12 protein-coding genes are annotated in these 14,296 nt (G+C 64.6%); all 12 read left to right on the forward strand.

Annotated elements, in window-relative coordinates; genetic code table 11:
• The first annotated feature begins 24 nt into the window (after positions 1-24).
• Positions 25-2,343 carry an outer membrane protein assembly factor BamA gene (gene bamA, locus PF446_RS11850; RefSeq protein ID WP_298071833.1) on the forward strand — a complete coding sequence of 773 codons (2,319 nt, stop codon included), beginning with the start codon at positions 25-27 and terminating at the stop codon, positions 2,341-2,343.
• Between the two features lie 33 nt (positions 2,344-2,376).
• Entirely contained in the window at positions 2,377-3,399 is a 1,023-nt protein-coding gene (gene lpxD / locus PF446_RS11855; protein ID WP_298071835.1) for a UDP-3-O-(3-hydroxymyristoyl)glucosamine N-acyltransferase, read from the forward strand.
• Positions 3,392-3,850 (forward strand): 3-hydroxyacyl-ACP dehydratase FabZ, encoded by a 459-nt coding sequence (gene fabZ / locus PF446_RS11860; protein ID WP_298071837.1) that lies wholly within the window; start codon positions 3,392-3,394, stop codon positions 3,848-3,850. The genes lpxD and fabZ overlap by 8 nt, the downstream gene beginning before the upstream one ends.
• Positions 3,851-3,860: 10 nt before the next feature.
• A complete protein-coding gene (lpxA, locus tag PF446_RS11865) occupies positions 3,861-4,634 on the forward strand; it encodes an acyl-ACP--UDP-N-acetylglucosamine O-acyltransferase (protein WP_298071839.1) in 774 nt (257 codons plus the stop codon).
• Positions 4,635-4,721: 87 nt separating this feature from the next.
• The gene (gene lpxB, locus PF446_RS11870; RefSeq protein WP_298071841.1) at positions 4,722-5,957 is read left to right on the forward strand and encodes a lipid-A-disaccharide synthase; all 1,236 of its coding nucleotides are present in this window, start codon (positions 4,722-4,724) and stop codon (positions 5,955-5,957) included.
• A gap of 2 nt (positions 5,958-5,959) precedes the next feature.
• Positions 5,960-6,598 carry a ribonuclease HII gene (locus PF446_RS11875; protein WP_298071844.1) on the forward strand — a complete coding sequence of 213 codons (639 nt, stop codon included), beginning with the start codon at positions 5,960-5,962 and terminating at the stop codon, positions 6,596-6,598.
• A 212-nt stretch (positions 6,599-6,810) separates the two neighbouring features.
• Positions 6,811-10,347 (forward strand): DNA polymerase III subunit alpha, encoded by a 3,537-nt coding sequence (gene dnaE / locus PF446_RS11880; RefSeq protein WP_298071846.1) that lies wholly within the window; start codon positions 6,811-6,813, stop codon positions 10,345-10,347.
• Between the two features lie 85 nt (positions 10,348-10,432).
• The gene (locus tag PF446_RS11885; RefSeq protein WP_298071848.1) at positions 10,433-11,392 is read left to right on the forward strand and encodes an acetyl-CoA carboxylase carboxyltransferase subunit alpha; all 960 of its coding nucleotides are present in this window, start codon (positions 10,433-10,435) and stop codon (positions 11,390-11,392) included.
• 82 nt (positions 11,393-11,474) lie between these two features.
• Entirely contained in the window at positions 11,475-12,209 is a 735-nt protein-coding gene (locus PF446_RS11890; RefSeq protein ID WP_298071850.1) for an NYN domain-containing protein, read from the forward strand.
• 22 nt (positions 12,210-12,231) lie between these two features.
• Entirely contained in the window at positions 12,232-13,542 is a 1,311-nt protein-coding gene (tilS, locus tag PF446_RS11895; protein WP_298071852.1) for a tRNA lysidine(34) synthetase TilS, read from the forward strand.
• Between the two features lie 175 nt (positions 13,543-13,717).
• Positions 13,718-13,978 carry an exodeoxyribonuclease VII small subunit gene (locus tag PF446_RS11900; protein ID WP_298071854.1) on the forward strand — a complete coding sequence of 87 codons (261 nt, stop codon included), beginning with the start codon at positions 13,718-13,720 and terminating at the stop codon, positions 13,976-13,978.
• 46 nt (positions 13,979-14,024) lie between these two features.
• Positions 14,025-14,296, forward strand: a 272-nt coding sequence (locus tag PF446_RS11905; protein WP_298071856.1) for a polyprenyl synthetase family protein, incomplete at its 3' end; no start/stop codon positions are given.

Below are 14,296 nucleotides of genomic sequence, written 5' to 3' on the forward strand. Positions count from 1 at the left end.
GCGCATTACCCACTGGAATCGACGATGAAGCGTATCGCCGCCCTGCTCCTGCTTGCATCCATGACCGCCAAAGCCATGGCCATGCAGCCGTTCGTCATCTCGGACATCCGGGTCGACGGCCTGCAGCGTATTGCTGCCGGAACGGTCTACAGCTACCTGCCCATTTCGAAAGGGGACACGCTCACTGACAGCAGTGCGCAAGAGGCCATCAAGGCCCTGTTCCAGACCGGATTCTTCAGCGATGTCGAACTGGATCGTCAGGGCAACATCCTGGTGATCAAGGTCGCCGAGCGACCGTCCATCGCCAAACTCAACATCCGCGGCAACAAGGCAATCAAGACCAAGGACCTGAAGAAGGGCCTGAAGCATATCGGTCTGGCCGAGGGCGACACCTACGACCCGCTGGCCCTGAGCCGGGTGCAGCAGGAGCTGATCAGCCAGTACTACAACCGCGGCAAGTACAACGTCTCGGTCAAGACCCACGTCACGCATCTGGATCGCAACCGGGTCACGCTGGACATCGTGGTACGCGAGGGCAAGACCGCGCGCATCAAGGCCATCAACATCGTCGGCAACACGGCCTACAGCGACAAGCAGATCCGCAAGAATTTCAAGTCCAACACCAGCAACTGGTGGTCCTGGTACAGCAAGGACGACCAGTACTCACGCGAGAAGCTGTCGGGCGACCTCAAGAAGCTCGATTCGTACTACATGAACCGCGGCTACGCCGACTTCAACATCAATTCCACCGAAGTCTCGATCAGTCCGGACAAGCGCAAGATGTACATCAGCGCCGACATCAAGCAGGGCGCGGTGTACAAGATCTCGGACGTGCATCTGTTGGGCAACCTGATCCTGCCCGAGAAGACCATCCGCAGCCTGGTGTTCCTGCACAAGGGCGATGTTTTCAACCGATACCTGGTCGAGCAGAGCAAGAAAGCGATCAAGGCCGTGCTTTCGAACATCGGCTACGCCTTTGCCAAGGTGCAGACGGTGCCCAAGCTGGACAAGAAAAACCGCACCGTGGACATGACCTTCTACATCAAGCCCGGGGAACGGGTGTACGTGCGCCGCATCAACTTCCACGGCAACACCACGACCCAGGACTCGGTGCTGCGCCGCGAGATGCGCCAGCCGGAGGGTGCCTGGTATTCACAGGCGGCCATTGATGCCTCCAAACGCAGGCTGCAGACCCTGGGCTACTTCAAGGACGACGTGCAGATCGATACCCAGCGCGTGCCCGGCACCAACGATGAGGTCGACCTGAACGTGAAGGTCGAGGAGAAAAGCCACGGCAGCGTGATGTTCGGCGTCGGCTACTCGCAGTACTCGGGCATGATCCTGAGCGCATCGCTGTCGCAGAACAATTTCCTCGGCAGCGGCGACAAGTTCTCCGTGGCAGTGCAGAAGAGCAGCTACTACAAACAGCTGCAGCTGAGTTACGTGAACCCCTACCTGACCGATGACGGCGTCAGCATCGGTTACAACGCCTCGTTCAGCACGGTGAACTACGGCAACACCAGCTTCGCCAACTACAGCAACAGCACCCGCTCATTCTCCACCACCATCGGGGTACCGGTCAGCGAAGTCGACCGCATGAACTTCTCGTTGGGCATGAGCAGCAACAAGATCAACAGCTTCTACGGGTTCACCCCGCAGGTGCTGATTGATTACCAGAACCTGATCGGCCACTACACGATCCATTCCTGGACCGGCAGCATCGGCTACTCGCGTGACACCCGTAACTACTACTGGGCGCCGACGCGTGGTGGTGTCCAGTCGCTCTCGGTGTCCGCCGCACTGCCCGGTTCGACGGTGGAGTACTGGAAGGCCATGTACCACGGCAATCATTACTGGCCCATCGGTGACGGATTCGTGCTGTTGCTGGACGGCGAAGTCGGCTACGGCAAGACCTACGGCAAGGACGCCAGGTACCAGTTCCCGTTCTGGGAAAACTACTATGCCGGCGGCGTGCAGGACGTTCGCGGATTCCAGGACAATACCCTGGGTCCTCGTGCCCCCGTGCCCGGATACGGCGCGTATTACTCCCAGCCCATCGGTGGCGCATTCAAGGTCAAGGGCACGGCGCAGATGTACTTGCCGATCCCCGCCCTTCGCGACGTGAGCACGGCCCGCGTCGCCGCCTTCATTGATGTCGGCAACGTGTACAAGGATTACAGCAGCTTCAATGCAAGCGACCTGCGTGCCTCTGTGGGCCTGTCGCTGCAATGGCAAGCTCCGATCGGACCGCTGGTGATCAATTTCGCGATCCCGGTCCGTTCCAAGCCGTCCGACAATCGCTATAAGGAACGTATCCAGTTTACCTTTGGCAATACGTTCTGATCGCGTTGCCGCAGTGCGGCAGGGGAGCATCGCGTGGACAGCAGCTACACTCTGGGCGAACTGGCCAAACGCTTTGGCCTGACGATCCACGGCGATGCCGACACCATGATCACGGGCGTCGGCACGCTGGCTTCAGCCGGCGAAGGCCAACTGGCGTTCCTGGCCAACAGCAAGTACTCCGCACAATTGGCCCGCACGCGCGCAAGCGCGGTGGTGCTGGCCAGTGAAACACTTGCTCAATGCCCGGTTCCGGCCCTGGTGGCCGTCGATCCCTACCTCGGCTTCGCCCGAATAGCGGCGCTGTTCGAGCAGCGTTCCGCGCCCAGCCCGGGCGCGCATCCTACCGCCGTGATCGCAGACGGGGCCAACGTAGCCGAGAACGCGAGCATCGGCCCGTATTGCGTCATCGGGGATGGAGCCGTAATCGGAGACGGCGCCGAACTCGGGCCGCACTGCATGGTGGGGCCCGGCTGCGAGGTCGGCGCGCAGTCGCGACTGGTAGCGCGCGTTACGCTGGTGCAGAACGTGAAACTCGGGTGCCGGGTGCTGGTACACCCGGGCGCGGTGATCGGATCGGACGGTTTCGGCATCGCGATGGACGATGGACACTGGACCAAGATCCCGCAACTCGGCGGCGTGCGCATCGGTGACGACTGCGAAATCGGTGCGAATACCACCATTGACCGGGGCGCGCTGGAAGACACGGTGCTGGGCGAGGACGTGCACCTGGACAACCTGATCCAGATTGCCCACAACGTCACGATTGGTGCGCATACTGCCATGGCCGGCTGCAGCGCCGCGGCCGGCAGTGCAAAGATTGGCCGTTGGTGCCTGATTGGCGGCAATGCCGGGATACTGGGTCATCTCGAGGTGGTCGATCAGGTTACCATTACCGCCAAGAGCCTGGTCACGCACTCCATTCACGAGCCGGGCGAATATTCATCGGGCACGCCCCTGCAAGACAACCGTACGTGGCGCCGCAACGCAGCGCGCATGAAGAAGCTGGATGAGTTTGTGCGTCGACTTCTGACGCTTGAAAGGATGAATCATGACTGATGCAATCACACTCCCGGTCACTGTGGAACAGATCCAGGAGCTGTTGCCGCACCGCTATCCCTTTCTGCTGGTCGATCGTGTCATCGAACTCGAGCCCGGCAAGAGCGTGGTCGCCATCAAGAACGTCTCCATCAACGAGCCGTTTTTCCAGGGTCATTTTCCCAACCATCCGGTAATGCCGGGCGTTCTCGTCATCGAGGCCATGGCCCAGGCCGCGGGCACACTGATCCGTCTCAGCACCGAGAACGATCCGGACAGCAAGCCGCTGTTCTACCTTGCGAAGATCGACAAGGCCCGGTTCTCGGCCAAGGTCGTCCCCGGGGACCAGTTGCGGCTGGAGGTCACCCTCAAGCGCACACTGCGCGGGATGGGCCTGTTCAATGCACGCGCCCTTGTCGACGGCAACGAGGTCGCCAGTTGTGAGCTGATGTGCGCCGGCCGCGCCGAGTGAGGTCGAGCACATGATCCACGCCACCGCACAGATCGATGCCAAAGCCAGTGTGGATGACGATGTCGAGATCGGCGCCTACAGCGTGATCGGCGCGGACGTCGAGATCGGTGCCGGTTCGATCATTGCCCCGCACGTGGTGTTGCAGGGGCCCACGCGCATCGGCAAGCGCAACCATATCCATCCGTACGCTTCCATTGGCGGAGACGCCCAGGACAAGAAATATTCCGGCGAACGCACCGAACTGGTGATCGGCGACGACAATGTCATTCGGGAATTCGTCACCATCAACCGTGGTACAGGCGAAGGCGGAGGAGTGACGCGCATCGGCAACGACAACTGGTTTCTCTCCTACGTGCACATTGCGCATGACTGCCAGGTGGGCAACCACACCGTGTTCTCCAACAACGCTTCGCTGGCCGGGCATGTCGAAGTGGGCGACTGGGTCATCATGGCCGGGTTCTCGGGTGTGCACCAATTCTGCAAGATCGGAACCCACGCATTCATCGGCATGGGTTGCCTGGTCGGTGCCGACGTTCCTCCCTTCGTGATCATGGGCAAGCAGGAGCATGGCCGACCGCGGGGCATCAACAGCGAGGGACTCAAGCGACGCGGTTTCGAGTCCGAACGCATCGCGATCATCCGTCGCGCCTTCCGGACCCTGTACATGGCCGGCCTGCCACTGGCGGAAGCCTGCGAACGACTTGCCGAACAGTCCAGGGACAGCGAGGACGTCCGCGAGATGCTGGATTTCATTGCGCGCAGCGAACGCTCGCTCAAGCGCTGAGCCCATGCCCACACCCTCACGCCCGGCATGCACGAATGCCCTGGATGACGGTGTCGCGCACTCCTTTCGATGCGGGGATGCAGCGTGATGCCAAACGGCACTGACACGCCCTCCACAGGCAGCGAAGGGACGCCCGATCACCCCGGTGGTCACTGGCCCACCATCGCCTTGATCGCAGGAGAAGCTTCGGGCGACCAACTCGGCGGCGAGCTGGTCCACGCCCTGCGCAAGCGTTATCCTCGCGCGCGAATAGTTGGCGTGGGCGGCGCATGCATGCAGGCTGCCGGTTTCGAGGCCTGGCACGACATCCACGAACTTTCGGTGATGGGCTTGCTTGAGGTGCTGCGCCACCTGCCCCGGCTGCTGCGTCTGCGACGCAGCCTGGCAGCTCGGCTCAGGGCGCTGCGCCCGGACGTGGTGGTGGGCATCGATGCACCCGATTTCAATCTGGGTCTGGAACGCACGCTCAAACAGGCCGGCATCCGCACCGTGCATTACGTGAGCCCTTCGGTATGGGCCTGGCGGGAAAAACGCGCGATGCGCATTGGTCGGAGCGCCGATCGCGTGCTGTGCCTGTTCCCGATGGAGCCCGCCATCTACGCCCAGTACGGTATCGATGCGCGATTTGTCGGACATCCCCTGGCGGACCGTTTTCCGCTGGTGTCCGACCGCAAAGGGGCTCGCCAGACGCTCGGGCTGGCACCTGATGCACCCGTACTGGCGGTGCTTCCGGGCAGCCGGGGGTCCGAGGTGGAACGCCTTGGAAGCGTGTTCTTCGAAGCTGCAATACAGGCGGCAAACGCCATCCCGGGCCTGCGCGTGATCGTGCCTGCGGCCAACGCGCACTTGCGCGCGATCCTCGATGCCATGCACACAAGAACGCACATGCCCCTGGGAACCTCGATCCAGCTGCTCGACGGGCAAGCCCATGAAGCGATGGTGGCCGCGGACGTGGTGCTTCTGGCCTCGGGTACCGCGACCCTGGAAGCGATGCTGGCAAAACGCCCGATGGTCGTCGGCTACCGCGTGGCCCCGATGACCTACCGCCTTGTGCGGGCCCTGAAACTGATCAAGACCGACACCTTTGCACTGCCCAACATCCTGTCCGGCCGCAAGCTGGTCCCGGAGCTGATGCAGGATCAGTGCACGGCCGACAATGTTGCCGCGTCGGTGCTCGACCTGTTCGGCGACATCGCGCGTCGCGGCATGATCGTGACCGCATGCGAATACCTGCATCGCAAGCTGAAGGGCGACCTTCCCGGCACGGCGGCCGAGCATGCAGCCATGGCCATCGCCGAGTTGCTGCCCGACGAGGCGTCCTGAGCATGCCCCGCCGGCGCACCGTCAGCGCGAGTCTGGATCGCGGCCTGCGCCTGGCCGGTGTCGACGAAGCCGGTCGTGGACCACTCGCCGGCCCGCTGGTCGTGGCCGCCGTGATCCTGGACCCCGCGCACCCCGTCCACGGACTGGGCGACTCCAAGCAGATCAGTGAAGCGCGCCGCGAGATCCTGTACCCGCGCATCATCGAACGCGCTCTGGCCTGGAACATCACCTTCATCGAACGCGAACAGATCGACCGCATCAACATCTACCAGGCCACGATGAAAGGCATGGCCGATGTCCTGTACGCGCTCGACCCCGCCCCCGAGCACGCCCTGGTCGACGGCAACCGCCTGCCCGCCCAGCTGCCATGCCCGGCGCAGGCCGTGGTCGGTGGTGACGCCAGCGAACCCTGCATCGGTGCCGCCTCGATCCTGGCCAAGGTGGCGCGCGACCGGCACATGTGTGCACTGGACGAACGCTACCCAGGCTACGGTTTCGCCCGGCACAAGGGCTACGGGGTGCCAGAACACCTGCAGGCACTCCTGCGCCTGGGACCCTGTCCCGAGCACCGCCGCAGCTTTGCCCCGGTCCGCCGCCTGCTGGAGCCGGGTCTGTTCGATACGTCCACGCCACACGCCTGACGCCCCTTTGCAGGGCATGGCACTGCCGTGATGTCGCAATCCTGGATGCATCCGATGACGGCCCACGCCAGCCAGGCTGCTGGACGCGGAGCCAGCGCATGGACTGCATACGGCTGATCGCGCCGGTATTTTGCAGACTTGGCAAGCAGAGCCGCCCGTAGGCATTACGCAGGCATTACACTGGGAACTGTACCCCCATTTCGCGCGCGGCGATGCCCACCGGTTTTGTCCATCTGCACACCCACAGCGAGTTTTCGCTGCTCGATTCGACCATCCGCGTCAAGGCGCTGGTCGAATCGTGCGCGCGTGCCGGCATGCCGGCTGTCGCGCTGACCGACGAGAGCAACCTGTTCGCCCTGGTGAAGTTCTACAAGGCCGCGTGTACCGCTGGCGTCAAACCGATCGCCGGTTGCGACGTCTGGGTCACCGATCCCGACGATCCACGCCCCTGGCGCCTGAGCCTGCTGTGCCAGCACGAACAGGGTTACCGCAATCTGTGCCGGCTGGTCTCACGTGGCTGGCTGGACGGCCAGCACGGCGGCCGCGCCCTGGTCGAGGCCGGCTGGCTGAACGCAACGAGGGACGGCCTGATCGCCGTACTCGGTCGCGAAAGCGTGGCCGCGCGCCTGGCCTCCAGTGGCGACCCCGATGCCGCCCGTCCGCGCCTGCAAGCCCTTGGCAAGCTGTTCCAGGACCGTCTGTACCTGGAACTGACCCGCACCGGGCGCGAGGACGAGCCGGCATGGAACCGCAGCGCCCTGCACCTGGCCGGGAAACTGGACCTTCCGGTGATCGCCAGCAACGACGTGCGCTTCCTGCGCCGCGAAGACTTCGAGGCACACGAAGCACGCGTATGCATCCGCCAGGGCCGGGTGCTGGCCGACCCGCGTCGTCCGCGCGAATACACGCCCGAGCAATACCTGAAGACGCCCGAACAGATGGCCGAGCTGTTCGCCGACATCCCCGAGGCGCTGGAAAACACGCTGGAACTGGCCAAGCGCTGCAACCTGGAGCTGGCCTTCGGCACATACTATCTGCCGGCCTTCCCGGTACCGCCCGAGCACGATCTGGACAGCTACATCCGCAGCCAGGCCCATGCCGGTCTGGATGCGCGCCTGACCACCCTGCCGCTGGCGCCAGGCCACACCCGAGCGGACTACGATGCGCGGCTGGAGCGCGAACTCCAGGTCATCATCGAGATGGGCTTCCCCGGATATTTCCTGATCGTGGCCGACTTCATCCAGTGGGCCAAGGACCATGACATCCCGGTCGGCCCGGGACGCGGCTCCGGCGCTGGCTCGCTGGTGGCCTGGGCACTGAAGATCACCGACCTCGACCCGCTGCCCTACGACCTGCTTTTCGAGCGCTTCCTGAACCCCGAACGCGTTTCGATGCCCGATTTCGACATCGACTTCTGCATGGACCGCCGCGACGAGGTGATCGACTACGTGTCGCGCAAGTACGGGCGCGACAAAGTCAGCCAGATCATCACCTACGGCACCATGGCGGCCAAGGCCGTGGTGCGCGACACCGGACGGGTGCTGGGCATGGGTTATGGCCATGTCGACTCGATCGCCAAGACCATCCCCAATACCCTGGGCATCTGCCTGGACGATGCCCTGGGGCGCTCGGAAAAGGCACGGCGCGACAGCAACCTGGTGTCGTCCGAACTGGTGCAGCGCTACCAGGCCGAGGACGAGGTCCGCGAACTGATCGACCTGGCGCTGAAGCTGGAGGACCTGACCCGCAACGCAGGCAAGCACGCCGGCGGCGTGGTCATTGCGCCGACCCCGCTGACGGACTTCTCGCCGCTGTATTCGGAAGAAGGCGGCGGCGGCGTGGTCACCCAGTTCGACAAGAACGACGTCGAGGACGTGGGCCTGGTGAAGTTCGACTTCCTTGGCCTGCGCACACTGACCATCATCGACTGGGCGATCAAGGCCATCAATGCGCGCCGCGCGAGCGAGGGCGAAGCCGCGATCGACCTGACGCGGCTGCCGCTCGACGACCCTGAAACCTACGCCCTGTTCGCACGGGGCGACACGGTGGCGGTGTTCCAGTTCGAGTCACGCGGCATGCGCGAGCTGCTCAAGCGTGCACAGCCAGACCGTTTCGAGGACATCATCGCTCTGGCGGCACTGTTCCGCCCCGGCCCGCTGGGCTCGGGGATGGATCGCGACTGGACCGACCGCAAGCACGGCCTGGCCGAGGTCAGCTACCCGCATCCTTCGCTGGAACCGGTGCTCAAGCCCACCTACGGCGTGATCGTGTACCAGGAACAGGTGATGCAGATCGCCCAGGTTCTGGCCGGCTACTCGCTGGGCGGCGCCGATCTGCTGCGTCGCGCGATGGGCAAGAAGAAGCCCGAAGAAATGGCCAAGCAGCGCGCCATCTTCGAGCAAGGCGCGGCGCAGAACGGGATCGAGGCGCGGACCGCGACCGCGATCTTCGACCTGATGGAGAAATTTGCCGAATACGGCTTCAACAAGTCGCATTCAGCCGCCTACGCCCTGGTCGCCTACCAGACCGCGTGGCTGAAGAAGCACTATCCGGCCGAGTTCATGGCCGCGACGCTTTCCTCGGACATGGACAACACCGACAAGGTGGTCAACTTCCTCGATGAGTGCAAGGCCATCGGCCTGACTGTGCAGCCGCCCGACGTGAATGCCTCGAGCTACAAGTTCAAGGCGATCGAGCCTCAGGTGGTGCAGTACGGCCTGGGCGCCATCAAGGGCGTCGGCGAGGGCATCTGCCAGGCCCTTGCCAGCGAGCGCGAGCGCGGCGGACCCTACACCGACCTGGCCGATTTCTGTCGCCGGGTCGCACCCGGCAAGCTCAACAAGCGTGTCCTCGAGGCCCTGACCCTGTCCGGTGCCCTGGACGCGCTGGCGCCGACCCGCGCCAGCCTGATGCTGCAGCTGCCCGAGGCCATGAAGGCTGCCGAACAGCACCTGCGCAATCTGGATGCAGGCCAGCACGACATCTTTGGCGGCAGCGGACCCACCGCGACGCTGGAGATCGAGCTTCCGCAAGCCCCGGAATGGTCGCTGGAACAGCTGCTTGGCGGCGAACGCGATACGCTGGGTCATTACCTGTCCGGTCATCCCACCGATCCCTGGCGCGACGTGCTGGCTCAGCTGGCCACCTGTCCGATGGATGAAATCCCCGCCCGCTATCAGCCCCCGCAACGGGCCCAGAACGACGATGGAGGCAACCGCTACCGCCGCGCACCGGGCACCCCGTGGATCGTGGCCGGTATCGTCACGGCCATCCGCAAGCGTGGCGACAGCGCCGCCTTCGTGCGTCTGGAGGACGCCGGTGGCGCCATCGAGCTGAGCTTCTTTCGCGAGGCCTTGACGGAATATGCCCCGTTGCTTGTGCGCGACGCCCTGCTGGTGGTCGAGGGCAACCTCTCGATCGACGACTTTTCCGGTGGCTACCAGGTCCGTGCGCGCCAGGTATGGGGCCTGAACGAGGCCTGCGAGCGCCTGGCCCGTTTGCTGAGGGTGAGCGTGAACGGCATCGGCCCGGGATTCTTCGAACACCTCAAGGCAACACTGGGGGACTATGTAGGCGGCCCCACCCCGCTGGTGCTGGCAGGATACAGCAACGGCGTGGCCCAGGCCGACATCGAACTGGGCGAGGACTGGCGGGTCAGGGCCCAGCCAGATCTGTTGCGGGCGTTGCGCGGCCTGCCCGGGGTACTGGGCGCCGAGCTGCGCCTGAGCCGTCCGTCGACAGGATCGTGAGCAGGAACTTGAGCGCCGCGTGCCTGTCGCCCACCCGGTGGGTACGGCTATACTGCACCCTTTGTGCAACTCGAAACCGCGCCGAATGAACGCGAACTTCCTCGATTTCGAACAACCGATCGCCGAACTCGATGCGAAGATCGAGGAGCTGCGCCATGCCAGTCATGGCCAGGCCTTCGACATCGACGAGGAGGTCGCGCGCCTGCGGGGAAAGCTCAAGACCAAGACCGCGGAGATCTTCCGCAACCTGACACCGTGGCAGGTCTGCCAGATCTCGCGTCATCCGATGCGCCCGTACACGCTCGACTACATCGAGGCCATGTGCGAGGAATTCCATGAACTGGCCGGCGACCGCGCCTATGCCGACGACGGCGCCATCGTCGGTGGCCTGGGCCGGATCAACGGTCGCGCTGTGATGATCATCGGCCACCAGAAAGCGCGCGATACCAAGGGCAAGATCCGCCGCAACTTCGGCATGCCGCGACCGGAAGGCTACCGCAAGGCGCTGCGCCTGATGAAGATGGCCGAACGCTTCGGCCTGCCGCTGCTGACCCTGATCGACACCATGGGCGCCTACCCCGGCGTCGGCGCCGAGGAACGCGGCCAGAGCGAGGCGATCGCGCGCAACCTGCTGGAGATGTCCATATTGAAGGTGCCGATCGTGTGCACCGTGATCGGCGAGGGTGGGTCCGGTGGTGCACTGGCCATCGGCGTCGGCGATCGCATCAACATGCTGCAGTACTCCACCTACTCGGTGATCACTCCGGAGGGCTGCGCATCGATCCTTTGGAAGAGCCCGGAAAAGGCCAAGATTGCCGCCGAAGCCCTGCAGATGACCGCGCAGCAGCTCAAGGGCCTGGGCCTGATCGACAAGATCCTGCGCGAACCGCTGGGCGGCGCGCACCGCAACCCGCACGGTACCGCGATCCGCCTCAAGTCCATGCTGCTCAACCAGCTGGACGAACTCGGCGCGCTGCCCGTCCCGGAGCTGCTCGAGAAGCGCTATACGCGCCTGCGCAGCTTCGGCGTCTACAGCGGCAACTGAAAACGGAACCTCGCGATACTGTCTTACCCTGCAGGGAAGGTATGCGATCATGGCTGCATCCATGCCGCACACGGAGGCCCTCATGGCCGACCTGCCCACCCAGAAACTCGCGGTCCTGATCGACGCCGACAACGCCCAGCCGGCCATCGTCGAGGGGCTGCTGGCCGAGATCGCCAAGTACGGCACAGCGCATGTCAAACGCATTTACGGCGACTGGACCGGCACCCACCTGAAAGGCTGGAAGGATACCCTGCTCACGCACTCGATCCAGCCGATCCAGCAATTCGGCTACACGCGCGGCAAGAATGCCACCGACTCGGCCATGATCATCGACGCCATGGACCTGCTCTACACCGAGCGCTTCGACGGCTTTTGCATCGTCTCCAGCGACAGCGACTTCACCCGCCTGGCCGCGCGCATCCGCGAGTCGGGTCTGACTGTGTACGGCTTCGGCGAGAAAAAGACCCCGAACCCGTTCGTGGCCGCCTGCGACAAGTTCATCTTCACCGAGTTGCTGGTGGAAAAGGCCGAGGACGAGCCTCCGCACAAGCGCATGTCCGCATCCCAGCTCAAGCAGGACGCGCGCCTGGTCGGCCTGCTGCGCAATGCCACCGATGCCAGCTCCGACGACACCGGCTGGGCGCACCTGGCGCTGATCGGCAGCAACATGGCCAAGCAGGCGCCGGAGTTCGACCCGCGCAACTACGGCTACCGCAAGCTCAGCGATCTGGTCACCGCCACCCAGTTGTTCGACATGGAAGAACGCGGTGACGGTTCGGGGCGCCAGCTGTACGTTCGCGACAAGCGTCGCAAATAACCCACGACTCCGGCAGGCCCTCGTGTCCCGCTCGCTGACCGCGCATCTCAAGCAAGCGCTCGCCGACTCGCCGCCGGTTCCGTTATGCGTGGCCTTCAGCGGCGGTCCCGATTCGAGTGCCCTGCTGCACGCGCTGGCCACCCTGGATGCGTCACGCGAACGCGGGCTGCTTGCCGTGCATGTCGATCACGGACTGCATCCGGAAAGTACCGCCTGGGCCCGGCATTGCAGGGACTTCTGCACAGCGCTCGATATCCCGGTGCGCGTGCTGAAGGTGCAGGTGGACCACGCCGGCGAAGGCCTTGAGGGCGCCGCACGCAAAGCACGCTACGCCGCACTTGTTCGTCAGCTTGAACCGGGAGCTTGGCTGGTCACCGCGCATCACGCCGACGATCAGGCCGAAACCGTGCTGCTGAAGCTTCTGCGCGGCGCCGGCCCGCAGGGGCTGGGTGGCATGCGAGCCCTGCGTGCGATCGGCCCGGGTATGCTCTGGCGCCCGCTACTGGACCTTCCGCGTGCGGCGCTGGCCAAGCATGCCCATGATCACCAACTGCACTGTATCGACGATCCGGCCAACAGCCAGACCGAACATGCACGCAATTTCCTGCGTCACGACATCCTGCCACGCCTGCAGCAGCGCTGGCCGCAAGCGCCGCGCATCCTGGTCCAGGGCGCGCAACTGGCGGCGGAAGCCGCCGACTTCATCGATCTGCATGTGAAATCCGCTTTGGCCCAATGGCTGCGCCAAAGCGATGCCAGCCTCGACGCGGGCGGCTGGCTGGAGCTGCACCCGGCCGTGCGTGGCCTGGTGCTGGAACAATGGTTGCGAAAACGCGACCTCACCGCCCCCACCCGGGCCCAGCGCCACGAACTGGAACGGCAGGTCCGCGAAGCCGACGCCGACCGCGTCCCCGAAGTCACCTGGCCGGGCGCCTGCGTGCGCCTGTGGCGTGGCAGGTTGCATGCCCTGCCGACCCATGCCGCCCGCCCAACCCGGCCATGGCAGAGCGCATGGGACGGCCAGCGCCTTGGACTCCCCGGGGGCGGGTCCGTGCAGTTGGTCGGCGCCGGGGATCGGGCCGCGCTCCCCGTAATGGAAATCCGGCTTGGGCAGACGGGCGTTCATCTGCGTCCCCATGGTGATGCCCATACCCGTGCGCTGCGGGACCTGTTCCAACGCGCCGGCATCCCGCCCTGGCAGCGGCCCGGATGCCCCCTGATCCATGCCGCGGATGGCACGCTGCTGGCCGTGGCCGACCTGTGCATGACTGCGCCGGGGCATGCCCTGTTCAGTCGTTGCGCGCTCGCGCCGCGCTGGGAACGGGAAAGCTGAAGGACGCGTCTGCCCTGCGCCCGGTCGCGCATCGGTACCGTCTTGCTGCCGTGCGTGGGCATGTCCATCGGCATGGCCACGGGGATCAAGACGATCTGACATGCTGGCCCAAGCACATGGGCTGCAGACAGCGCATGATTGATTCGCGGCGCCGCGTGCGCTAGCTTCTCCGGCCATGGCCAAGCCCGCATCCACACCAAAGACTCCCGACCAGATCGAGCGCTTCGAGCACTCGCTCAACGAGCTCGAACAGTTGGTCGAACGCATGGAAGACGGCGAGCTGTCGCTGGACGAGTCGCTCAAGTCCTTCGAACGCGGCATCGGCCTGTATCGGGACTGCGAAGGCGCCCTGAAACAGGCGCAACTGCGCGTGAGCAAACTGCTTGACCCCGAATCGCCCGACAACGCCGAACCCCTTGAACCCGACGCCTCCTGAAATCGGTTCTGGACTGGCGCGGTGGATCTCCAGAGCCGATACGGCCCTGGACAAACTGCTCCCCGAAGCTCCCGGATCCAGCACCCCACTGCAGCGCGCGATGCGCTATGCCGTCCTTGGTGGCGGCAAGCGATTGCGTCCGTTGCTGGTCTATGCCGCGGGGCGTGCCATGGGATACGACGGCCCGGCCCTGGACGGGCCGGCCTGCGCAGTGGAACTGATCCACGCTTATTCGCTGGTGCATGACGACCTTCCGGCCATGGACGACGACGAACTGCGTCGCGGACGACCGACCTGCCACGTCGCCTTCGGCGAAGC

Source organism: Oleiagrimonas sp., assembly GCF_027858935.1.
In the GTDB taxonomy this organism is placed as follows: domain Bacteria; phylum Pseudomonadota; class Gammaproteobacteria; order Xanthomonadales; family Rhodanobacteraceae; genus Oleiagrimonas.